General features: G+C 63.8%; 20 protein-coding genes and 1 pseudogene. 18 read left to right on the top strand and 3 right to left on the bottom strand.

Translation table 11 applies throughout. The features are described 5' to 3' along the window. The first annotated feature begins 244 nt into the window (after positions 1-244). From U5A58_RS22920 to U5A58_RS22980, 13 genes and pseudogenes are all read left to right on the top strand, one after another. Positions 245-1,528 carry a serine hydroxymethyltransferase gene (locus U5A58_RS22920; RefSeq protein WP_321963125.1) on the top strand — a complete coding sequence of 428 codons (1,284 nt, stop codon included), beginning with the start codon at positions 245-247 and terminating at the stop codon, positions 1,526-1,528. Further along, positions 1,528-2,550, top strand: a complete 1,023-nt coding sequence (locus U5A58_RS22925; RefSeq protein WP_321915490.1) for a dipeptidase — start codon at positions 1,528-1,530, stop codon at positions 2,548-2,550. Before U5A58_RS22920 ends, U5A58_RS22925 begins: the two co-directional genes overlap by 1 nt. Positions 2,551-2,644: 94 nt before the next feature. Next, positions 2,645-3,178, top strand: a complete 534-nt coding sequence (locus U5A58_RS22930) for a DUF5943 domain-containing protein (RefSeq protein ID WP_321963126.1) — start codon at positions 2,645-2,647, stop codon at positions 3,176-3,178. A 61-nt stretch (positions 3,179-3,239) separates the two neighbouring features. Next, a complete protein-coding gene (locus U5A58_RS22935) occupies positions 3,240-5,303 on the top strand; it encodes an NADH:flavin oxidoreductase (RefSeq protein WP_321963127.1) in 2,064 nt (687 codons plus the stop codon). Positions 5,304-5,306: 3 nt separating this feature from the next. Further along, positions 5,307-7,235, top strand: coding sequence for a (Fe-S)-binding protein (locus tag U5A58_RS22940; protein WP_321963128.1), 1,929 nt, complete (start codon positions 5,307-5,309; stop codon positions 7,233-7,235). A 4-nt stretch (positions 7,236-7,239) separates the two neighbouring features. Continuing rightward, positions 7,240-8,409 (top strand): electron transfer flavoprotein subunit alpha/FixB family protein, encoded by a 1,170-nt coding sequence (locus U5A58_RS22945; protein ID WP_321963129.1) that lies wholly within the window; start codon positions 7,240-7,242, stop codon positions 8,407-8,409. Beyond that, positions 8,406-9,218 carry an electron transfer flavoprotein subunit beta/FixA family protein gene (locus U5A58_RS22950; protein WP_321963130.1) on the top strand — a complete coding sequence of 271 codons (813 nt, stop codon included), beginning with the start codon at positions 8,406-8,408 and terminating at the stop codon, positions 9,216-9,218. Before U5A58_RS22945 ends, U5A58_RS22950 begins: the two co-directional genes overlap by 4 nt. Positions 9,219-9,267: 49 nt before the next feature. Then, complete coding sequence (locus U5A58_RS22955; RefSeq protein ID WP_321915393.1) at positions 9,268-10,509, top strand: aromatic ring-hydroxylating dioxygenase subunit alpha; 1,242 nt, start codon at positions 9,268-9,270, stop codon at positions 10,507-10,509. 36 nt (positions 10,510-10,545) lie between these two features. Then, complete coding sequence (locus tag U5A58_RS22960; protein WP_321963131.1) at positions 10,546-11,697, top strand: hybrid-cluster NAD(P)-dependent oxidoreductase; 1,152 nt, start codon at positions 10,546-10,548, stop codon at positions 11,695-11,697. A gap of 111 nt (positions 11,698-11,808) precedes the next feature. Beyond that, on the top strand, positions 11,809-12,669 hold the full coding sequence (locus tag U5A58_RS22965; protein ID WP_321915391.1) for a glycine betaine ABC transporter substrate-binding protein: 861 nt from the start codon (positions 11,809-11,811) through the stop codon (positions 12,667-12,669). A gap of 18 nt (positions 12,670-12,687) precedes the next feature. Further along, a pseudogene (locus tag U5A58_RS22970) lies at positions 12,688-14,054 on the top strand (quaternary amine ABC transporter ATP-binding protein); the annotation flags it as partial. Further along, entirely contained in the window at positions 14,047-14,943 is an 897-nt protein-coding gene (gene choW / locus U5A58_RS22975; protein WP_321963132.1) for a choline ABC transporter permease subunit, read from the top strand. The pseudogene U5A58_RS22970 and the gene choW, both read left to right, overlap by 8 nt. Positions 14,944-14,988: 45 nt before the next feature. Further along, on the top strand, positions 14,989-15,978 hold the full coding sequence (locus U5A58_RS22980) for a GlxA family transcriptional regulator (protein WP_321963133.1): 990 nt from the start codon (positions 14,989-14,991) through the stop codon (positions 15,976-15,978). Between the two features lie 597 nt (positions 15,979-16,575). Here the strand turns inward: U5A58_RS22980 and U5A58_RS22985 are convergent. Continuing rightward, positions 16,576-17,694, bottom strand: coding sequence for a GlxA family transcriptional regulator (locus tag U5A58_RS22985; RefSeq protein WP_321963134.1), 1,119 nt, complete (start codon positions 17,692-17,694; stop codon positions 16,576-16,578). Positions 17,695-17,939: 245 nt separating this feature from the next. Between U5A58_RS22985 and U5A58_RS22990 the strand changes: the two genes are divergently transcribed. Further along, positions 17,940-18,203, top strand: a complete 264-nt coding sequence (locus U5A58_RS22990) for a hypothetical protein (RefSeq protein WP_321963135.1) — start codon at positions 17,940-17,942, stop codon at positions 18,201-18,203. A 16-nt stretch (positions 18,204-18,219) separates the two neighbouring features. Here U5A58_RS22990 and purU read toward each other — a convergent pair whose 3' ends face one another. Continuing rightward, on the bottom strand, positions 18,220-19,101 hold the full coding sequence (gene purU, locus U5A58_RS22995; protein WP_321963136.1) for a formyltetrahydrofolate deformylase: 882 nt from the start codon (positions 19,099-19,101) through the stop codon (positions 18,220-18,222). Positions 19,102-19,467: 366 nt separating this feature from the next. Continuing rightward, positions 19,468-20,067: a LysE family translocator gene (locus tag U5A58_RS23000; protein ID WP_321963137.1), complete on the bottom strand. Its 600-nt coding sequence runs from the start codon at positions 20,065-20,067 to the stop codon at positions 19,468-19,470. A 413-nt stretch (positions 20,068-20,480) separates the two neighbouring features. Here U5A58_RS23000 and U5A58_RS23005 point away from each other — a divergent pair, with 413 nt between their 5' ends. From U5A58_RS23005 to U5A58_RS23020, 4 genes are read left to right on the top strand one after another with little or no spacing between them, the layout of a single operon-like run. Further along, positions 20,481-21,194, top strand: a complete 714-nt coding sequence (locus U5A58_RS23005; RefSeq protein WP_321963138.1) for a beta-ketoacyl synthase chain length factor — start codon at positions 20,481-20,483, stop codon at positions 21,192-21,194. After that, positions 21,178-21,972, top strand: coding sequence for a lysophospholipid acyltransferase family protein (locus U5A58_RS23010; protein ID WP_321963139.1), 795 nt, complete (start codon positions 21,178-21,180; stop codon positions 21,970-21,972). Before U5A58_RS23005 ends, U5A58_RS23010 begins: the two co-directional genes overlap by 17 nt. Further along, positions 21,947-22,246, top strand: a complete 300-nt coding sequence (locus U5A58_RS23015; protein ID WP_321939605.1) for a phosphopantetheine-binding protein — start codon at positions 21,947-21,949, stop codon at positions 22,244-22,246. The genes U5A58_RS23010 and U5A58_RS23015 overlap by 26 nt, the downstream gene beginning before the upstream one ends. 3 nt (positions 22,247-22,249) lie before the next feature. Then, positions 22,250-22,501, top strand: a complete 252-nt coding sequence (locus U5A58_RS23020) for an acyl carrier protein (RefSeq protein WP_158759959.1) — start codon at positions 22,250-22,252, stop codon at positions 22,499-22,501. The last annotated feature ends 4 nt before the right edge of the window (positions 22,502-22,505 follow it).

A 22,505-nucleotide genomic window follows, 5' to 3' on the forward strand; every position in this document is an offset into this window, starting at 1 on the left:
ATTCGGATTGGGAAACATGGGGCACCGTGCACCTTGAGCGGGCGGGCGCAGCCAGGTTCACTTGTGAAAAATGGACGCGGATGGCGGAAAAGGAAAAGAACGCGTCTGAATTTCGACGTTGAGCGACATTTCGAACGACAAGAATAGAACCGTCGGTCCCCAACCGGTCAAACCGCCGTAAAGCCAGCCGTGACGGGGCCTCCAGCATTGCAGGACGTCCTTCATTCATTGTCACGGAAGCCCCATGTCGAATACTCAACCTTTCTTTTCGCAAACGCTGGCGCAGCGCGATTCGGCGGTTCGCGGCAGCATCCTGAAAGAACTCGAGCGGCAGCAGTCGCAGGTCGAAATGATCGCGTCGGAAAACATCGTGTCGCGCGCCGTGCTCGAGGCGCAAGGCTCGGTGCTGACCAACAAGTACGCGGAAGGCTATCCGGGCAAGCGTTACTACGGCGGTTGCGAATTCGCCGACGAGGTGGAAGCGCTTGCCATCAGCCGCATCAAGCAGCTTTTCAATGCCGGTTTCGCCAACGTGCAACCGCACTCGGGCGCGCAGGCCAACGGTTCGGTCATGCTCGCGCTCGCCAAACCGGGCGACACGGTGCTCGGCATGTCGCTCGACGCGGGCGGCCACCTCACGCACGGCGCCAAGCCGGCGCTTTCCGGCAAGTGGTTCAACGCCGTGCAGTACGGCGTGAATCGCGAAACCATGCTGATTGACTACGACCAGGTCGAAGCGCTCGCGCAGCAGCACAAGCCGAACCTCATCATCGCGGGCTTTTCCGCTTATCCGCGCGCGCTCGACTTCGCACGTTTTCGTGCGATCGCCGACTCGGTCGGAGCGAAGCTCATGGTGGACATGGCCCATATCGCGGGCATCATCGCGGCGGGGCGGCATCAGAACCCGGTTGAGCACGCGCATGTCGTCACGTCTACGACTCACAAGACGCTGCGCGGCCCGCGCGGCGGCTTTGTTCTGACCAACGACGAGGAGATCGCGAAGAAGATCAACTCGGCCGTATTCCCCGGCCTGCAAGGCGGTCCGCTCATGCACGTGATTGCTGGCAAGGCCGTGGCGTTCGGCGAAGCGCTCGATGCGAGCTTCAAGACCTATATCGACAGTGTGCTCGCCAATGCGAAGGAGCTGGGCGAGGTGCTGAAAGCGGGCGGTGTGGACCTCGTGACGGGCGGCACGGACAACCACCTGCTGCTCGTCGATCTGCGGCCCAAGGGCCTCAAGGGCAATCAGGTCGAGCAGGCGCTGGAGCGCGCCGGCATCACCTGCAACAAGAACGGCATTCCGTTCGACGCCGAAAAGCCCACGGTCACCTCGGGCATTCGCCTCGGCACACCCGCAGGCACCACGCGCGGCTTTGGCGTGAACGAGTTCCGCGAGATCGGCCGCCTGATTCTCGAAGTGTTCGATTCACTGCGCACGCATCCCGAAGGCGACGCGGTCACCGAGCAGCGCGTGCGCCGCGAGATCTTCGCGCTGTGCGAACGCTTCCCGATCTACGCGCAAGCCTGATTCATCACACCACCGCCTTTCAATTTCATTCGCGAGTTCCGGAGCGGCTAATGAGCACTCTGCACGACAACAGCATCATCATCGACGGTCTGAACATTTCGAAGTTCGAGCGCTCGGTGTTCGAAGACATGCGCAAGGGCGGCGTCACCGCCGTCAACTGCACGGTTTCTGTGTGGGAAGACTTCCAGAAGACCGTCGACAACATCGCGCAAATGAAGCAGCAAATTCGCGAGTACAGCGAGATCCTCACGCTCGTGCGCACGACCGACGACATTGTGCGTGCGAAGAAAGAGAACAAGACCGGCATCATCTTCGGTTTCCAGAACTCGTATGCCTTCGAGGACAACCTCGGCTATATCGAGGTGTTCAAGGAACTCGGCGTGAATGTCGTGCAGCTTTGCTACAACACGCAGAACCTCGTGGGCACCGGCTGCTATGAGCCGGACGGCGGCCTCTCCGGTTACGGGCGCGAAGTGATCCAGGAAATGAACCGCGTGGGCATCCTGGTCGATCTTTCGCACGTGGGCGGAAAGACTTCGTCGGACGCGATTGCCTGCTCGAAGAAGCCGGTCACGTATTCGCACTGCTGTCCGTCGGGTCTCAAGGAGCATCCGCGCAACAAGACCGATGAGCAATTGAAGGAAATCGCCGATGCGAACGGTTTCGTCGGCGTGACCATGTTCGCGCCGTTCCTCAAGAAAGGCCCGGATTCGACCGTCGAGGATTACATCGAAGCGATCGAATATGTGGTCGACCTGATTGGCGAAGACCGCGTAGGCATTGGCACCGACTTCACGCAGGGCTACAGCACCGAGTTCTTCGACTGGATCACGCACGACAAGGGCCGTTATCGCCGCCTCACGAATTTCGGCAAGGTGGTGAATCCGGAAGGCATCCGCACGATCGGTGAATTTCCGAATCTCACCGCCGCCATGCAAAAAGCAGGCTGGAGCGAAACGCGCATCAAGAAGGTGATGGGCGAGAACTGGATGCGCGTGTTCGGCGAAGTCTGGGGCGGTTGACCGCCAGGCCTGACCGGTCGTTACGGAAAGGCCAATTGAAACCAATTAGAAACCCTAAATAAATTCGCTCACCAAGTCACTGGAGCCCCACGAAATGCAACCGCAACTGCCGATCGATGTCGATCCCGCCACCGGCGTCTGGACCACGGACGCGCTGCCGATGCTGTATGTGCCGCGCCACTTCTTCACCAACAATCACACCGCCGTGGAAGAGGCGCTGGGCCGCGACGCGTACGCCGAGATTCTCTACAAGGCCGGCTACAAGTCGGCGTACCACTGGTGCGCGAAGGAAGCCGAAAAGCACGGCATGGCGGGCATGGCCGTGTTCGAGCATTACCTGAAGCGTCTTTCGCAGCGCGGCTGGGGCCTTTTCACGATCCGTGAAGCCGACCCGGCCACGGCGCGCGCGAAGATCGAATTGAGCCATTCGTCGTTCGTGCTCGCGCAGCCGGGCAAAGAAGGCAAGCTCTGCTACATGTTCGCGGGATGGTTCGCAGGCGCGATGGACTGGGTGAACGACACCACGGAAGGCGGCAAGAACGCGCCGCGCGCGCAGTCGAAGGAAGTGCAGTGCGCCGCCGAAGGCCACGCGCACTGCGTATTCGAAGTCTCGCCGATCGCCGCCTGAACGGCCGGCGCCCCGTAATACAGGACTCACCGAAAGACACGAACACCAGAGGTCGTCTGCGATGCGCTACCCCAACTTGTTCAAACCCTTGACGCTCAATCAGCTCACGCTGCGTAACCGCATCGTCAGCACGGCCCATGCGGAGGTCTACGCGGAGCCGGGCGGCTTGCCGGGCGACCGCTATATCCGCTACTACGAGGAGAAGGCCAAGGGTGGCGTGGGCCTCGCCGTGTGCGGCGGCTCGAGCCCGGTGTCGATCGACAGTCCCCAGGGCTGGTGGAAATCGGTGAACCTCGCCACGGACAAGATCATCGATCCGCTCGCGCGTCTGGCCGAAGCCATGCACCGCCACGGCGCGAAGATCATGATCCAGGCCACGCATATGGGCCGCCGTTCCGCCTTTCACGGCGAACACTGGCCGCATCTGATGTCGCCTTCGGGTGTGCGCGAACCGGTGCACCGCGGCAACGCGAAGATCATCGAGGTGGAGGAAATCCGCCGCATCATCGGCGACTTCGCGGCGGCGGCGAAGCGCGTGAAAGACGCAGGCATGGACGGCATCGAAATCTCTGCCGCGCACCAGCATCTGATCGATCAATTCTGGAGCCCGCGCACGAACTTTCGCACCGACGAATGGGGCGGCTCGCTCGAAAACCGTCTGCGCTTTGGCGTGGAAGTGCTCAAGGCTGTGCGTGAAGCGGTGGGCAAGGATTTTTGCGTCGGCCTGCGTATGTGCGGCGACGAATTCCATGAAGACGGCCTCGATCACGAGCAGTTGAAGGACATCGCGCAGGCGATGTCGGAAACGGGCCTCATCGACTATCTCGGCGTCATCGGCTCCGGCGCGGACACGCACAACACGCTCGCGAACTGCATGCCGCCCATGGCGCTGCCGCCCGAGCCGTTCGTGCATCTCGCGGCTGGCATCAAGTCGGTGGTCAAGCTGCCCGTGATGCACGCGCAGAGCATTCGCGACGCGGGCCAGGCCGAGCGTTTGCTCGCGAGCGGCATGGTCGATCTCGTGGGCATGACGCGCGCGCAGATCGCCGACCCGCATATGGTCATCAAGATTCGCGACGGCCGCGAAGACGAAATCAAGCAGTGCGTGGGCGCGAACTATTGCATCGACCGCCAGTACAACGGGCTCGACGTGCTGTGCGTGCAGAACGCCGCAACGTCGCGCGAAGCGACCATGCCGCATGTCATCGAAAAGTCGCGTGGCCCGAAGCGAAAGGTCGTGGTGGTCGGCGCGGGCCCGGCGGGTCTGGAAGCGGCGCGCGTGGCGCGGCTGCGCGGCCATGACGTGGTGCTGTTCGAAAAGAACGACGCCGTGGGCGGCCAGATCCTGCTCGCAGCGAAAGCGCCGCAGCGCGAGCAGATGGCGGGCATCGTGCGCTGGTTCGACATGGAGACGAAGCGCATTGGCGTGGACCGCCGTCTGGGCGTCGCGGCCGACGAGAAAACAATTCTCGCGGAAAAGCCCGACATCATCGTGCTCGCAACCGGTGGGTCGAGCTTCACGCAGCAGGTACCCGCGTGGGGCGTGGAAGAAGGACTTGCCGTGAGCGCGTGGGACATCCTGAGCGGCAAGGTCGAGCCGAAGCAGAACGTGCTCGTCTACGACGGCGTGAGCACGCATGCGGGCGCGGGCGTGGCCGACTTCATTTCGAGCCGTGGCTCGAAGGTCGAAATCGTCACGCCCGATGTCAAGGTCGCCGACGACGTGGGCGGCACCACGTTCCCGATCTTCTATCGCCGCCTCTACGCACAGGGCGTCATTCACACGCCGAATTACTGGCTCGACCGCGTGTACGAAGAAGACGGCAAGAAGATCGCCGTGCTGCGCAACGAGTACACGGAGGAACAGGAAGAGCGCGCCGTCGATCAGGTAGTGATCGAAAACGGCAGCACGCCGAACGACGAGTTGTACTGGAAGCTCAAGCCCGAATCGGTCAATCGCGGTCAGGTGGACGTGCACAAGCTCTTCGCGGCCGAGGCGCAGCCATGTCTTTCCGAGGACCTCGGTAGTGGCCGTTTCCTGCTCTTCCGCGTGGGCGACTGCATTTCCTTGCACAACATCCACGGCGCGATTTACGACGCGCTGCGGCTTGCCAAGGACTTCTGAACCATGAATCCGACCTGGCTCATTACCGTGCTGTTGTGGATGTCGATGGCGGGGCTCGCGTTCGCGGTCGCGAAGCGCGCCGCCTTCTGGCGGGTGGGGCGCGCCGCTGCGCCCAGCTCCGTGGGCTTCGGCAAGCTGTTCAGCATACCGAAACGGTATTTCGTCGATTTGCACCACGTGGTGGCGCGCGACCCGTATATCGCGAAGACGCACGTCGCGACGGCCGGTGGTGCGATCGCGGCGCTTGCGCTCGTGTTCGTCAACTACGGGTTCGCGATCTATTCGCCGTGGCTCGACAAGCTCATCTTTCTCGCGGCGCTCGCCATGCTGATCGGTGCGGTGTTCGTCTGGCGTCGCCGTCACGCGAAAGATGTCCCAGCGCGTCTATCGCGTGGGCCGTGGAATACGCTGCCGTGGCTGCTCGGTTCGTTCGCGCTGGGCGTGGCGCTCTTCACGCTGGTGCCTGCGGGCGCCATGTCGGGCGGCTTCGCGGTGCTTTGCGCCGTGCTGATCGGCGTTGGCGCGTTCGCGATGACGTTTGGCGCAGCGAAGGGCGGCCCGATGAAGCACGCGATTGCCGGCCTGTTGCATCTGGCGTTCCATCCGCGCCAGGAGCGCTTTTCGGCAACGCGCGAGGGTTGGACCGGCAACGGCACGGCCACGCCGCCCACGGCGCTGAAGCTCCCCGACATCGAAGAGAAGCAGGAATACGGCGTGGCGAAGCCCGTTGAGTTTCGCTGGAACCAGCTGTTGAGCTTCGACGCCTGCGTGCAGTGCGGCAAATGCGAGGCCGCGTGCCCCGCATTCGCCTCGGGCCAGCCGCTCAATCCCAAGAAGCTGATTCAGGACCTCGTGGTCGGCATGGCGGGCGGCACCGACGCGGCCTACGCGGGCAGCCCCACGCCCGGCATCCAGGTTGGGCAGCATAGCGGTGCGCCGAACGGTCCGATCGTTTCGGGCCTGATCGAAGCGCAAACGCTCTGGTCGTGCACCACCTGCCGCGCCTGCGTGCAGGAGTGCCCCATGCTGATCGAGCACGTCGATGCGATCGTCGACATGCGCCGCAACCAGACGCTCGTGCATGGCGAAGTGCCGGGCAAGGGCCCCGAAGTGCTCGCCAATCTGCGCGAAACGGGCACGGCCGGCGGCTACGACAAGGCGGCGCGCTACGACTGGGCGGTGGACCTCAATGCACCCGTGGCGCAACCGGGCAAGCGTGTGGACGTGCTCGTGGTGGCGGGCGAGGGCGCGTTCGACATGCGCTATCAGCGCACGCTGCGCGCGCTCGTGAAGGTGCTCAACAAGGCGGGCGTGAACTACGCGGTGCTCGGCGGGTGCGAAACCGACACAGGCGACGTGGCGCGCCGCCTGGGCGACGAAGCGACGTTCCAGCGCATGGCCAGGCAGATGATGACGACGCTCGCCACGCTGAACTTCGCGCGCATCGTGACCGCCGATCCGCATGTCATGCACAGCCTGCGCAACGAGTACCGCGCGCTGGGCGGGCGTTACGAGGTGCTGCATCACACGACCTATCTCGCGGAGCTCGCCGCGACCGGACGCATCGCGCCCAAGGCCGTGCAGGCGCTCGCTGAAAAGCGCACGACGTATCACGATCCCTGCTATCTGGGCCGCTACAACGGCGAAACCGAAGCGCCGCGCAAGCTGCTCAAGACCATCGGCATCAAGGTCGTGGAGATGGAGCGCAGCGGCATGCGCGCACGTTGCTGCGGCGGCGGTGGCGGCGCGCCGCTCACCGATATCCCCGGCAAGCAGCGCATTCCCGATATCCGCATCGCCGATGCGCGCGCAGTGAACGCCGACGTCGTCGCCGTGGCCTGCCCGCAATGCACGGCCATGCTCGAAGGTGTGGTGGGCCCGCGCCCGGACGTGCTCGACGTGGCCGAACTCGTGGCCGCCTCGTTGGAGTGAATCGATGAATACCCTCAAACGAATCGATCCGCGCCGCCCCTTCGTCGTGACGGCGGCGGGCCTCAAGCGCATCACGTTGGGCGAGACCGGCAGCGCGGATGCAAGCGCGACGCAATGGCTCACGCAACACGGCCACACCGGTGCGCCGAAGCCTCGTCGTGTGATTAGCAACCCGAATCAGTATCTGCTCGTAGTCGCGCATGCCGAACGCGGCGCGCTCGATGACCACGCGTGCCAGGCCATTGCCGCCGCCGCGCTGCTCGCCGACGCACAAACCGAAGTGGCGCTGCTCGTGTTCGGTGAACTGAAAGACGACGCCGGGGCGCTCGGCGTGGACAAGCTGATCGAACTGCCCGGATTCGAGCGCCGCACGTTCGCGCCGGAAAGCGAGTTGCGCGCGCTGCAGGCCTGCGCGGCGGCGCTTGCCCCGAAGCATGTGTTCGTGCCCGACAACGCCTATGGCGACGGCGATCTCGGGCGGCGCTACGCGGCCAGCGCCGGGGCGAGCGTGGCGGCGCATGTGGTCGAGATCGACGCGAAGCATGTCGGCGTGTACGAGCAGGCAAAGCGCGCGTGGGCCGCGCGCTCGCTGCCCGATGTGATCCTGCTCGCGCCGAACGCCGTCGATTCGAAGCTGCCGTTCGTCGGTGCGGGTGAGCGCCTTGCGGGCGAGTTCATCCGGCCTGCCAACGACATCGCGTCGCCGTATAAGGATCTCGGCCTCGAATCCATCGACGCCGCCCAGGTCGCGCTCGAAGAAGCCGATTTCATCGTCTCGGCGGGCAACGGCGTAACCGACATCGCGGCGTTCGGCCGGCTCGCGGGCGCATTCGGCGCCGCGATTGGCGCGAGCCGCGTGGCCGTGGACAACGGTCACTTCACGCGCGACAAGCAGGTGGGCGCAACGGGCAAGACGGTCGAGGCGAGCGTGTATATCGCGTTCGGCATTTCCGGGGCCGTGCAGCACTTGCAGGGCATCAAGGACTGCCGCCATGTGATCGCCGTGAATCTCGACGGCAGCGCGCCAATCGCGAAGCGCGCCAATCTGACCGTGGTCGGCGACGCGCAAGGCACCATCGCCGCGCTGATCGAGCAGGTGCAGGCCGCACGCGCCACGCGGGGCGGCTCGAGCGCCGTACACGACGAAACGCATCGCGCAGGAGTCGCCGCATGAACGCACGCCATGATCCTCAACGTGCAATTGAGCGCATTGCAGTGCTCGTTTCGGTGGGGCGCCACCCGGTAAGCGGTGCACCGCGCTATAGCCGCAACGACGCGCTCGCGCTCGAACTTGCGCGTACGCTCGCCGAGCGGCATCGCGCGCGGCTGTCCGTGCTGCATGCAGGCGACGCCGCCGATCCGGCGCTCGTCGAATACCTCGCACTCGGCGCGCACGAAGTCGAGGTGCTGGCCTGCGCGCCGTCCGGCGACGCGGCACGCCTTATCGCCGAACGCGTGCGCGGTTACGACCTCGTATTGACCGGCACGCGTGCCGAAGGGGCGCACGACAGCGGCATGCTGCCGTACCGCGTGGCGGCCGCGCTAGGCGTGCCGATGGTGGGGAGCGCCGTGAACATCGACGTCGATGTGGCCGCGCGCACCGCCGTCGTGCGTCAGTTCCTGCCCAAAGGGCTGCGCCGGCGCGTGCAAACGGCGCTGCCCGCCGTGATCGCCGTGCATCCGCTCGCCAACGCCCAGCCTCGCTATGCCTACGCGCGCTTGCGTGCGGGCGCGGTGCGGCCCGAGCCCGTCACGCGCGCGAGCGTGGCCGAATCCACCGAATCCGCCGCATGGACGGTTGGCCCCATCGAGCGCAAGCCGGTGCGCCTCGCCGCGGCGGAGAAACGCTCGGGCCACGCGCGCATGCTTTCGGCGACCACGACCGAGAGCCGGGGCGGCAACGTCGTAATTGAGGGGAGTTCGGTCGAAAAAGCACAAGTGATCCTCGCTTATTTGCGCGAGCATCAACTCATCGACTACTGATTTTGCTGGCGTGTCGGCAACGAACTGGGATGAAAAATCCGGAGCACACATGAAAGTAACGGCAGAGATTCGCGCACTGATCGAGCGGCGTCAGGCGGGTTACAGCCTGGAAGCGCCTTTCTACCTGAGCGAGGAGATTTTCGCGCTCGATATGGAGACGATTTTCCGGCAGCACTGGATCGAGGTCGCAACCGAAGCGGAAATTCCTGAACCGGGCGACTACGTGACCATCGAACTGGCGGGCGACTCGATCCTGATCGTGCGCGACGATGACATGCAGGTGCGCGCGTTCCACAACGTCTGCCGCCATCGCGGTGCGCGCCTGTGCAATGAAGAAAAGGGCTCGGTGGGCAATATCGTCTGCCCGTACCACAGCTGGACCTACAACCTCACCGGCGCGCTGATGTTCGCAGAGCACATGGGCGAGCAGTTCGACCGCTGCAAGCACAGCCTCAAGACCGTGCACGTGGAAAATCTCGCGGGCCTGATCTTCGTGTGCCTCGCCGAAGAGCCGCCCACCGACTTCGCGGACATGCGCGCCGAAATGGAGCCGTATTTGCTGCCGCACGATCTGGCCGGCTGCAAGGTCGCCGCGCAGGTCGACATCATCGAGAAGGGCAACTGGAAGCTCGTGATGGAAAACAACCGCGAGTGCTATCACTGCGTGGCGAACCATCCCGAGCTGACCATTTCGCTCTACGAATACGGCTTTGGCTACGCGCGCACAGAGGCCAACGCGGAAGGCATGGATGCGTTCGAGCGCACTTGCAACGAGCGCGCGAAGCAGTGGGAAGCGATGGACCTGCCGTCGGTCGAAATCGAAAAACTGCTGGACGTCACCGGTTTTCGTACGCAGCGTCTGCCGCTCGACCGCTGCGGCGAGTCGCAAACGCTCGACGCGAAGGTCGCCTCGAAGAAGCTGCTTGGCGAATTCCGCACAGCGGATCTGGGCGGTCTCTCGTTCTGGACGCAGCCGAATTCGTGGCATCACTTCATGAGCGATCACATCGTGTCGTTCTCGGTCATTCCGCTTTCCGCGGGCGAGACGCTCGTGCGCACGCGCTGGCTCGTTCACAAGGACGCGCGCGAAGGCATCGACTACGACGTGGACAATCTCACCGCCGTGTGGAACGCGACCAACAATCAGGACCGCACGCTCGTGGAGTATTCGCAGCGCGGCGCGGCGAGCAGCGCGTATGAGCCGGGGCCGTATTCGCCGTACACGGAAGGGCTCGTCGAAAAGTTCTCGGCCTGGTATATCGGCCGCCTCGCCAGGCAGATCGGCGCATAACGCACGCGCGTAAAAGTAAAGAGAGCGGAGTTTGACATGATGCGAGACGCGGCCCAATTCAATCCACTCGATCTCAGCGACAGCCGGGTGACGCGCCCGGCGTTCTGGGGCGCGTTGCCCGAACGGTGGACGAGCGAGGTCGAGGAAACCCTCGAGTGCTGCCACGTATGGCAGGAAACGCACGACGTGAAGAGCTTTTTCCTGCGCTCGCCGCAGGGCCGCACGTTCTCGTTCGAGCCGGGGCAATTCCTCACACTCGAACTCGAGATCGACGGCGAGGCCATCAACCGGTGCTATACGATTTCGTCGTCGCCCGCGCGGCCTCATACCATTTCCATCACGGTCAAGCGGGTGCCCGGCGGCAAGGTGTCGAACTGGCTGCACGACAATCTGCGCCCCGGCGTTTCGCTGCGCGTGCTCGGGCCGGCCGGCGAATTCACGTGCGCGCGTCACCCTGCGCCGAAGTATCTGTTTCTTTCCGCGGGGTCGGGCGTCACGCCGCTCATGTCGATGAGCCGCGCACATCACGATCTCGCCGAGGACCGCGACATCGTTTTCGTGCACAGCGCCCGCACGCCCGACGACATCATCTTCGCACGCGAGCTGGAACTGATCGCTGCGAGCCGCGCCAATTTCCGCACGTCGTTCGTCTGCGAGAGGGTGGGCGCACGCACCGATTGGCCGGGCGTGACCGGCTTTCTTTCGCTGCCGCTGTTGAAGCTCATCGCGCCGGACTTCATGGAGCGTGAGATCTTTACCTGCGGGCCTGCACCATACATGAAAGCCGTGCGCGATCTGCTCGACGAAGCCGGTTTCGCGCGCGAACGCTACCACGAAGAGAGTTTTTCATTCGAAACGCTTACGGCGCCAGAAGATGCGCCGGTGGAGCAGCCTCCGGCGCAATCAGAATCGTCCGTCGAAACGGCCAGCTTCAAGATCACGTTCGCGAAGAGCCGCCGCGAGATTGAATGCGGCGCACAACAGACCGTGCTCGATGCCGCGCGCCAAGCGGGCGTGCGGTTGGCCTCTTCGTGCAGCCAGGGCATGTGCGGAACCTGCAAGGTCAAGCTCGTTTCCGGGCAGGTGGAAATGAAGCATAGCGGCGGCATACGCCAGCGCGAAATCGATCAGGGCATGGCACTGCTGTGCTGCTCGAAGCCGCTGTCCGATCTCGTCGTCGACAAATAGCGCGCGCGTCGCGCAACGACAAGAACACGTCGTAAATCGACGTTAGCGGCAGATTGTGGCGGGCGAATCTGCATAGGACGGGGCGCTTGCCCATATCACAGGAGATCGACCATGAAGCTGGCTGGAAAACTCTTTTGGACCGGTGTGTTATCGGCGATGGTGAGCTTGAGCGCCCCGGCGTTTGCCGACGGCAAGCCGACCTTGAAGATCGGTTATGTCGAAGGCTGGGACGACAGCGTGGCAACGTCGAACGTGGCCGCGCGCATCATCGAAAAGCGCTATGGCTACCCGGTGCAACTCGTGCCCGTGGCAGCCGGCATCATGTGGCAGGGCGTGGCGCGCGGCGACCTCGATGCGACGCTTTCCGCCTGGCTGCCGGTTACTCAGGGCGCGTACTGGGCGCAGTTCAAGGACAAGGTGGTCGACCTCGGCACGAACTTCCCGGGCGCGAAGATCGGCCTCGTGGTGCCTGACTACGTGAGCGCGAAGAGCATCGCCGACCTGAACGCGGACAAGTCGGCGTTCGGCGGGCGCATCGTCGGCATCGACGCGGGCGCGGGCGTCATGCGCAAAACCGACGAGGCCGTCAAGCAATACGACCTCAGCTACAGCGTGATGCCGAGCTCGGGCAGCGCGATGACGGCCGAGCTGGCGCGCGATGTGGGCTCGAAAAAGCCCGTGATCGTCACGGGCTGGACCCCGCACTGGATGTTCGCCAAGTACAAGCTGCGCTTCCTCGACGATCCGAAGAACGTGTACGGCGCAGCCGAACACGTGGACAACGTGGCCAACCCGGAGCTCGAGAAGAAGGCTCCGCAGGTGGTGGCGTTCCTGAAGAACTTCCAGTGGAAGCCGGGCGAGATCGACAGCGTGATGCTCGCGATCCAGAACGGCGAGAAGCCCGACGCCGCCGCCGACACGTGGATCGCCGCGCACGGCGACCGCGTGAATGCCTGGGCAGCCACGCAGTAATCATCAGCAGAAAAACGGCAGGGGGCCCGCTGTGGCCCCGCCAGACCCGTGTCCCAGTGCGATTGCGCACGTGCAGCACGTGATTTTCCTGATCCGGCGCCGTGTCGCTTTTGCGTAAGCGTCTGTCGCAATTCGCCATCCCGGCCGGGCTTTTTCTGGCAACCATGTAGACATACCGTGCGGGCCGGCGCCTGCCGTTCGAGGAGATGGAGTCGATGAAATCCCCCAAGATCGTGGTCGATGGATTATGCAAGGTGTTCGGGCCCAACCCGAAGCTTGCACGTGAGCTGCTCGCCAAGGGCGCAACGAAAGACGAACTGTTCGCCAAAACCGGCTACGTGCTCGGCGTGAACAATGCGTCGTTCGAGGTGCACGAAGGCGAGATTTTCGTGCTGATGGGGCTTTCCGGCTCGGGCAAGTCCACGCTGATCCGGCTCATCAACCGGCTCGTGGAGCCCACCGCCGGCAAGGTCGTCATCGACGGGCGCGATATTGCCGCCGTGCGGCGCTCGGAGCTCGTCTCGCTGCGGCGCACCGACATGAGCATGGTGTTCCAGTCGTTCGCGCTCATGCCGCAGCGCAGCGTGCTGGCGAACGCCGCGTTCGGCCTCGAAGTGGCGGGCGTGGGCCGCAAGGAGCGCGAGCGGCGCGCGCTGAGCGTGCTGGAGCAGGTCGGCCTCGCCGCATTTGCGCAGAAGCTGCCCGCCGAGCTTTCGGGCGGCATGCAGCAGCGTGTGGGTCTCGCTCGCGCGCTCGCGGTGAATCCCTCGCTCATGATCATGGACGAGGCGTTTTCAGCGCTCGATCCGCTCAAGCGCAAGGAAATGCAGAACGTGCTGCTGCAACTGCAAAAGGAGCAGCGCCGCACGATCATGTTCGTCTCGCACGATCTTGAAGAGGCGCTGCGCATTGGCAGCCGCATCGCGATCATGGAAGGCGGTCGTATCGTGCAGATCGGCACGCCGCAGGAAATCATCAGTAATCCTGCTGATGATTACGTGCGCGCGTTCTTCGACGGCGTGGACACGAGCCGCTATCTCACGGCAGGCGATCTCATGCAGCGCGAAGCGGTGCCGCTCATTCGCTCGCTCGACGCGAAAAGCGTGGCTTCGTCGCTCAACGGCAGCGCCGAATACGCGTTCGTGCTGGACGGGCAGCGGCGCATCAGCGGTTTCGTCACGCGCGATGCGATTGGCGCCGCGCAGCCGTCGCTCAAGAAAGTCGAATGCATCACGCTGGGCACGCCGCTGGAGCAGGTCGTGACGCGCGTGTGCGCGAACACGACGGCACTGCCCGTGGTCGACGACGAGGGCCGTTACTGCGGCTCCATCGATCAGGCTGCCGTTCTGAAGGTCATTACGCGTAATCGAGGTGCTCATGTCTGAGATCATTCCCATCGGCCAGTGGGTCGATCAGTCGGTTCACTATCTGCTCGACCACGACGCCAACAGCTTCGATGCCGTCGGCAGGGCCATCGAGGGCTTCGCCGCACTTGTCGAGCACGGCTTGCAGGCCATCCCCATGTGGGCGCTCATGGCGTTCTTCATCGCCATCGGCCTGTGGCGCGTGGGCTGGCGCTTCGCGATCTTCGCGACCTGTTCGCTATTGCTGATCTATGCGACCGGCTTCTGGGATCAGACCGTCGTGACGCTCGGCCTCACGCTTTCGTCAACGGTGATCAGCCTCGTGATCGGCATTCCGCTCGGCATCTGGACGGCCAAGAGCAAGGTCGTGCAGACCATCGTGCGGCCCATCCTCGACCTGATGCAGACGATGCCGGCCTTCGTCTATCTGATTCCTGCCGCGATGCTGTTTGGCCTTGGCCGCGTGCCCGGCATTCTCTCCACCGTGATCTTCGCCATGCCGCCCGCCGTGCGCCTCACGAGCCTCGGCATCAAGCACGTGAACCGCGAGATCGTGGAAGCCGGGCAGGCGTTCGGTTGCACGCCGTGGCAGTTGCTGTACAAGGTGCAGTTTCCGAATGCGCTGCCTTCGATCATGCAGGGCGTGAACCAGACCATCATGATGGCGCTTTCCATGGTCATCATCGCTTCGATGGTGGGCGCTGGCGGTCTTGGTAACGACGTGCTCGCGAGTATTCAGCGGCTGGATATTGGCCTCGGTTTCGAAAGCGGGCTTTCGGTCGTGCTGCTCGCGATTATTCTCGACCGCATTACCGAAAGCTTTGGCCGCGCACCGGGCGCCGTGAAAGCACCGCTGTTCTCCGGGCTCAAACATCTGATGCGCGTGCGGCCCGCAGTCGTCGAGGCGTAATGGCTTGAACTAATACGATCAACCGCCGTTCCCGAGGAGCGCAATGTGACGACCGACATCGCCGTGCCCGAGCCCGAAACGCGCACGGCATCGTCCATCAGGCATTTCGGTTTCCTGACGTTGCAGAACTTTTCGATGATCGCGTTTTCGAGCGCGGTCGAGGTTCTGCGCATGGCGAACTACGTGGGGCGCGCGGACCATTACCGCTGGTCGATCTACTCGCTCGACGGCGCACCGGCCCGCGCAAGCAACGGCATCACGGTGCGCCCCGCGCAGGCGCTCGACCCGGCGTGCCTGCCGGACGTGCTGATCGTGTGCGGCGGCATACGCATTCGCGAGATCATGAGCGACAGCGTGCGTGCCACGCTCGCCATGGTGGCGCAGCAGGGCGTGCCGCTTGGCGGCATCTGCACCGGTGCTTACGCGCTGATGGCAAGCGGGCTGCTGGACGGTTATCGCTGTGCCGTGCATTGGGAAGATCTCACGGTACTGCACCAGGAGTTTCCGCGCGTACGCTTTGCCGACGAGCTGTTTGTTGTCGATCGCGATCGCCTTACCTGCACCGGGGGCACCGCGCCGCTCGACCTGATGCTTGAACTCGTTGGCGCGCGCCTTGGGCAAAGCCTTGCTGCCAAGGTGTCCGAACAGTTCATCCTCGAACGGATTCGCAGCTCCACTGATCTGCAGCCCATACCCGTGGACGCGCGCGTGGGCTTTTCGCGGGCCGAACTCGTGGAGGTCGTGCGGCTGATGGAAGCGAATATCAAGGAGCCGCTTTCGCTGGAAGAGCTGGCGCGGCTCGTGCGGCTCTCGCAGCGGCATTTGCAGCGGATGTTCAAGGCGTATCTGAACGTCTCGCCTACGCATTACTACCTGACGTTGCGGTTGAAACGCGCGCGTGAGTTGTTGCGTACCACCGATACGTCGATCTCGCGTGTGACCGCGATTTGTGGGTTCAATTCGCCTTGCCATTTTAGTAAGGCGTATCGGGTGCAGTTTGGGCATGCGCCGAGTCATGAGCGGCGTGGGGAGTAGGGGGCTTGCGGATGCTGACGGTTGGAACTTGTTTTCGCGTCGGTATGCCAGCGTTGCCCCTGTGCGGGGCGGCACCTACTTTTCTTTGCAGCGGCAAAGAAAAGTAGGCAAAAGAAAGCCGCTCAAACCGCTAGCGCCTGCCACAGTTCACATCGCGCCACCAAGGGTTAATGGCTCCGGAGCGTCTGTCACCTCGCACCACCGAACTGAGTGACAAGGCGCTCATCCTTCCGGCGGCGCTACGCGCGCCGAAGGGCATAACCTAAAACCAGTGGTGCGCTTGCATTGCGTTACCGCATGACAATGCCCCTGGTTTCCCTTGCAGACCCGGCCGCTGCGCGCGTAGCGAGCAGCGGGAACGGATGAGCCCCTTGTCACTAACGAGAATGGTGCGAGGTGACAGACGCTCCGGAGCCATTAACCCTTGGTGGCGCGATGTGAACGGTGGCAGGCATTAGCGGTTTGAGCGGCTTTCTTTGCCTACTTTCTTTGCCGCTGCAAAGAAAGTAGGTGCCGCCCCGCACAGGGGCAACGCCTGCATACCGCCGCGAAAACAAGGAAAGGCCAAAGCCCCAGAAGGACCACAAAAAAAACACATCAATGCAGCGACGCCCGAACAACACCCCCCTCAACATCCGGCCGCGCAAGCGGCGATTCATTGCGCAACAGCGCATCAAGTTCGGCCAACTGAGCAGCATCCTGCCCACTGCGTTGCGCGCGAAACATAACAGGCGGCACGCCAAACTGCTTACGAAATTCGCGCCCAAGATGCGAAGCATCCGAAAACCCACAACTCGAAGCAATATCGGCAACAGTCCGATCCGAACTCGTGAGCAGCCAGGCCGCAGTGCGCAGGCGCAGCACGTTGGCGAACGCACGCGGGCTCTTGCCCGTTTCTGCCTTGAAAAGCCGTTCGAGCTGCCGCGCCGAAAGATTCAGTTTGCAGGCCAGCTCTTCCAGCGGCACGTTGCGGCCAACCTGCTGCTCCATCAGCAGCACGGCGCGCTTGACCTTCGGGTGCGTGGCGGGTTCGAGGCCGGGCGGGTGAGGCTGGGGCGCATTGCCCTTTTGCATTTCGCCCACCAGCAAAATGCGCAACGCCTTCTGCACGGTCGCGTGATCGAAGTGGCGCAGCAAGATCGCCGCGGCGACGTCGATCGATGCTCGCCCGCCCGAGCACGTAATGCGACGGCGGTCGATCGCGAACAGGCGGTCGGCGACGATAGCGTCGGCATTGACGTTGGGGAAGCGCTCGATGAAGTCCCAGTAGTGGAACCAGCTCACGCAAATCCGATGGCCGTCCAGCACGCCGGCGCGCATGAGCGCGAAAACGCCCGTGCAGATCCCGACCACTGTCGTCTCGCCGCTGGCCGCGCGGCGGATGTACTGCAGCGTGGCTTCGCTCGCGTGCGGGCCGGAGTGCAGGAGTCCACCCACGACCACGAGATAGTCGACCGGCTCGGCATCGGCAAAGGTTTCCCACGGCGCGACCTGAATGCCGCAACTCGCACGCACGGGCGCGAGCGTTTCGCCGATCACGCGCCACGAGCAGCGCACCGGCTTGCTGTAGTCGCCTTCATCGGCGGACAGACGCAGCATGTCGACGAATCCGGAGAACGCGGTCAGCGTGAAGTTCGGCAGCAGCACGATGCCGAAGCGAATGCGCTCCTTGGGAGCGGCGTCGAAGGAAACGGCGGTGGCGAGTGTGTCGGACATGGGGGCGCTGGAAATCGGCGATACGGTTTCAGCCAAGCATCCCCGATATGGCCCCCTGGCGCTTGTCGTTTTCCGCCATCGATCTTCGCAAAAGCGAAATCCGCGTAATGGCGAAGGAATACAGGCCGCATGGCGGGGCGGTTCTGTCGCCCTGGCGCGTTCGTTCTAGCGGCCGCACCGCCGCTTTGGTCAACTCGCTAGTGGGCACGCGCCCCACGCCGAACCCATCCACGAGGCCTGCTCTCATGCCGCGCACCGAAACCGTCGAACTCAACAAACGCGCCCGTCACGGCGACGCCGAAGCCGCGCTCGCGCTGCTGGAGCAGAGCATGGCGCGCGGGCATGGGCGTATCGGGCTGCTGCGCTATTTGCAGGCGCGTTGCGTGGGCGCGGCGCTCGAGCAGCGGCATCACGACTACGCGCAACGGGTGGCCAGCAAGATGAGCGAAGGCCCGTTCGCGGCGCTGGTGGCGCAAGCGCAGCGCCGCCACGGCAACGCGGCGGCTTGAACACCCACGCTCGTGCTTACAGCACGACGGTGCGCCCGTCGTTGATGAACACCCGGCGCTCGAGAAATACCCGCACGGCGCGCGCGAGCGTCACGCATTCGACGTCGCGCCCGACGGCCAGCAGGCGCTCGGGGTTCAGCGAGTGGTCGACCCGCTGCACTTCCTGCTCGATGATCGGGCCTTCGTCGAGATCGTCGGTGACGAAGTGCGCCGTCGCGCCGATCAGCTTGACCCCGCGCACATGCGCCTGGTGATAGGGCCGCGCGCCCTTGAAGCCAGGCAGGAACGAATGGTGGATGTTGATCGCGCGGCCGGCCAGTTTCTGGCTCGTTTCGTCGGAAAGAATCTGCATGTAGCGCGCAAGAATCAGCAGTTCCGAACCGGTCGAATCGAACAGGTCGAGGATCGCGGCTTCCTGTTCGCGGCGCGTTTCCGGCGTAACGGGAAGATAGTGAAACGGCAGATCATGCTGCCGCGCGAGCGGTTCGAAATCGCGGTGATTCGAGGCAATGCCCGCAATGTCCATCTGCAGCTCGCCCATGCGCCAGCGAAACAGCAGGTCGGCCAGGCAGTGTTCAAGCTTGGAGACCATGATGAGCACTTTGGGACGCACCCGCAGATCGTGGATGGCCCAGGTCATCTCATGCTTGCGGCCAACGCTCGCGAATTCGTCGCGCAGGCCCGCGAGATCGAAGCGCTCGCCCGTGCCGGGCTGCACGACCTCGTGAAAGACGCAGCGCAGGAAAAAGCGCGTGCTGATGTCGTCGTCGAACACCGTGAGTTCGTCGATATAGCCGCGGTGCGCGTCGAGAAAGCCGGCAACCGCGGCAACCTGCCCGGCGGCGGCGGGGCAGGACAGCGTGAGCACGTAGCGGTGCTGCGGGTCTTCGGTGGGCATGCGCGTTCTCCTCGTGTCGTGATGCGCCCGTTGCGTCTTGCGGTTCGTGCCGGGGCGCTGGCGTGATGGCGCAAGTAAGCCATCAATCCGGGCGTGGCACATAGAACCCACGCGCTGTATCGCGAGAATGAAAACGCCAAACGCGGCAGACGCGCGCCGACCCGAAGCAGATCGCTTTTGCCCTGATGGCTGTCGCTTTGCTCCTATCGCTTGCCGCCTACGCAACGAAGGCTTTCCCAGTGCAGGGCGGTGTGCACAGAGCCGAAGCGCTGCAGCGCCTCGCTGGAGCGGCTGGCAGCCGCTGGCTCAGCGTCGCCGAACTCATCCCGCCACAGCAGGCCTGAGCCTGCAAATGGCGCGATTGCTTTAGTGGGCGAGCGCCCACATGAGCGACACGGAGAAGGCGCCCACCACGACGGACGCGCAACGCTGGAAGAACGCCGGACGAATGAACGGCGCACGCCCATTGCGCGGCGCGGCGCCGATGGCGATCCATGTCATGCCAATGGGGACCAGCAAGACCGCGAAGATCGCCATGGCCTGGAACCACATCGAGACGCTCTCGAATGCCATGGGCGGAAAAATCGACCCGGCGAACAAAATGGCCTTGGGATTGAGCACGGTGGCGCTGAACAGCGTGCGCGTGCTGACCACGCCGTTTGCCGAGGTTTCGATCGAGCTTGCCGTGAGCCAAAGACGCAGGGCGAGCCAAGCGAGATAAAGGCTGCTGGCCACGCGCAGCACTTTGGGCAGCCAGCTCAGCGACTGCGAAGCATGGGTGAAGCAAAGCCCCCAGAGGGTAATCGACACCAGGTACCCGGCCAGTTCGGCGGCGGTCAGATGCACGGAGCGGCGCAGACCCTGCCTCAAACCGGCTGCGGCGAGCAGGGTGTTGGTGGGCCCCGGCATGAGCAGCACGATCGCGCAGCCCGAGACCATCAGTCCGATGGTGGAAAGGGAAAGCATGGTGGGGCGACTGGAAGAATAAGCGCTCGGATGACTGAAAGCTGAGGGATGGCAGTCAATGACCGAAACTGGCCCTCGGTGCCCGCATTCTACGGCCTGCAAGGGGAGATGCCTATTTCGACCGAGTGGCGGGCGCGAAACCATCGGCCTGGATTCCTCCCTGTGAAATCGGTTCTGCTTAGGCAGATGCGCGCATTGGCCCCATGCTTAAGCATTTGATTTCAAGGAATTTCTTGAAGCTCAACAAGTCATTTCAAAATATTTCACGAACCACCCTAAATAATTCGGGAACCAAGCCGTTAAAGTACGCACGAGAACTCCGCCCAGAGCATTTGCGGGCCGAGGAAAAATAAACATACGCCGTTCGGGGTTGAGAGCCCGCACGCCGCGGCCGTGGACACCGTCAACCCGTTATGCCCGATTTATCGTGGACCATGCCCGTAGCGCGTTGGTCCTTCTGGTCTTCCGCAGCGGAAAGTTTGCCTGAGGTTGCGTTCGTCGATCCGATGATGCGCCGCCGCCTGAGCGCGCTTTCGCGGATGGCGCTGAAGGTGGCGGGCGACTGCGTCGATGCGCAAACCCGGGCACGCGTGGTCTTCGCATCGCGGCACGGCGAGTTGCGCCGTACGACGGACATTCTGCGCGACATCGAGGCAAAGAAGCCCGTTTCGCCTAACGCGTTCAGTCTTTCCGTGCTCAACGCGATGACGGGGCTGTTCGGCATCGTGCGGGGCGACCGCTCGCCGGCTACGGCGCTCTCCGCAGGCGCGCAAACGCTGGGCTACGCGCTGCTCGAAGGTCATGCGCTTTATTCGGAAGACCCCGGCAGCCCGGTGCTGGTCGTCTACGCCGACGAACCCGCCGACGCGCGCTACGGCGCAATCGAACAGGAAGTGCAGCGCGGCGCGTTCGCATTGCTGCTCGACGCGAGCGCAGCGCCGCAAGGCCGGCTCGCATGCTCCATCACAGAAAACAAGCCGGGCGCGGCCGCTCAGGCGCACGAACACGCACGCGAATTCGCGACTCAAAGTGAAGCGTTGCGTCACTGTCTGAGCGAAGGCGAGTGCGCCGCGTGGCAGGGCAGCGGCGGCACATGGCAATGGAGCTGGCATGTCGGCTCGGCTTGATTACGGCTGGCGGCTTTTCGCCACCGGTTTCAGCCTCGCCCTGTTCGGCGCGTGCGGGCTGCTCTTCTCGGTGATCGTGTTTCCGCTCGCATCGGTCTGGCCGCATCGCGCTTCGCGGCAACGTGCGGTCACGACCCTCATCCACTGGTTTTTCCGCGCGCTCGTGGCCGCCTTGCAGCGCGTGGGCGTCATGACGCTCGACGTGGACGGTGCAAACGCACTGCGCAAGGGCGCACCCGCCATCGTCGTGGCGAACCATCCCACCTATCTCGACGTGGTGGTGCTGCTCGCGCTCACGCCTTCCGCCTGTTGCGTCGTGAAGAACGCGCACTGGCGCAACCCGTGCTTCTGGGGCATCGTGCGTGCGGCCGAATACGTGAGCAACGCCGATCCCGCAGGCTTCGTGCAGGACTGCGCGCGCCAGCTCGCGAACGGCTACAGCATGATCATTTTTCCCGAAGGCTCGCGCAGCCCGGCGCCAAATCGGCTGCATGCGTTCTCGCGCGGCTTCGCGCATACGGCGCTGGAGGCCGGCGCGCCGGTGCTGCCCGTACTCATGCACTGCGATCCGCCCGCCTTTACCAAGCAGATGCGCTGGTACCACGTTCCGCAGCGACGTTTCCGCATGACCGTGAACGTGCTGGCGCCCATCGGCGTTCAGCCGCTCGCGCCGCGCGACATGCCCTCCGCGCTCGCCGCGCGCAACGTCACGCGCACTATCGAGGCGCAAATCACACAGCACCTGTTTGACTATGGATACTTTAAAACTGGAAATTAAGCGGCTCCTGATCGAAGCGCTCGATCTCGAGCATCTCACGCCCGCCGATATCGACGACGACGCGCCGCTGTTCGACACAGACGGCGTGGGGCTCGACTCGATCGACGCGCTGGAGATCGGCATCGTGCTGCGCCAGCACTATCAACTGACCATCAACGCCGACGACGAAAACGTGCGCGGCTACTTTCGGTCGATCAACACGCTCGCGGCGCTCGTCGCGGGCCACGCAAACGAAAACGAGGCGCTGGAAGCCACTGCAGGGAAAGGGGATTGAATCATGAGCGAAGCTGAAATTCTCGACCGTATCCGCGAGATCTTTCACGAGAACTTCGATATCGATCCGGCACGCGTCACGCCGGAGGCGCATCTGTTCGAGGAACTGGATCTGGACAGCATCGACGCGGTCGATCTGGCGATCAAACTGCAGGAAATGACGGGCCGCCGCATCAAGCCGGAAGAGTTCAAGCAGGTGCGCACAGTGGGCGACGTGATCGCCGCGGTCGAGTCGCTGCTCGTGACCCAGGCTTGAGGCC

Origin of the sequence: Paraburkholderia sp. J7, assembly GCF_905220155.1 — a bacterium.
In the GTDB taxonomy this organism is placed as follows: Bacteria; Pseudomonadota; Gammaproteobacteria; order Burkholderiales; family Burkholderiaceae; genus Paraburkholderia.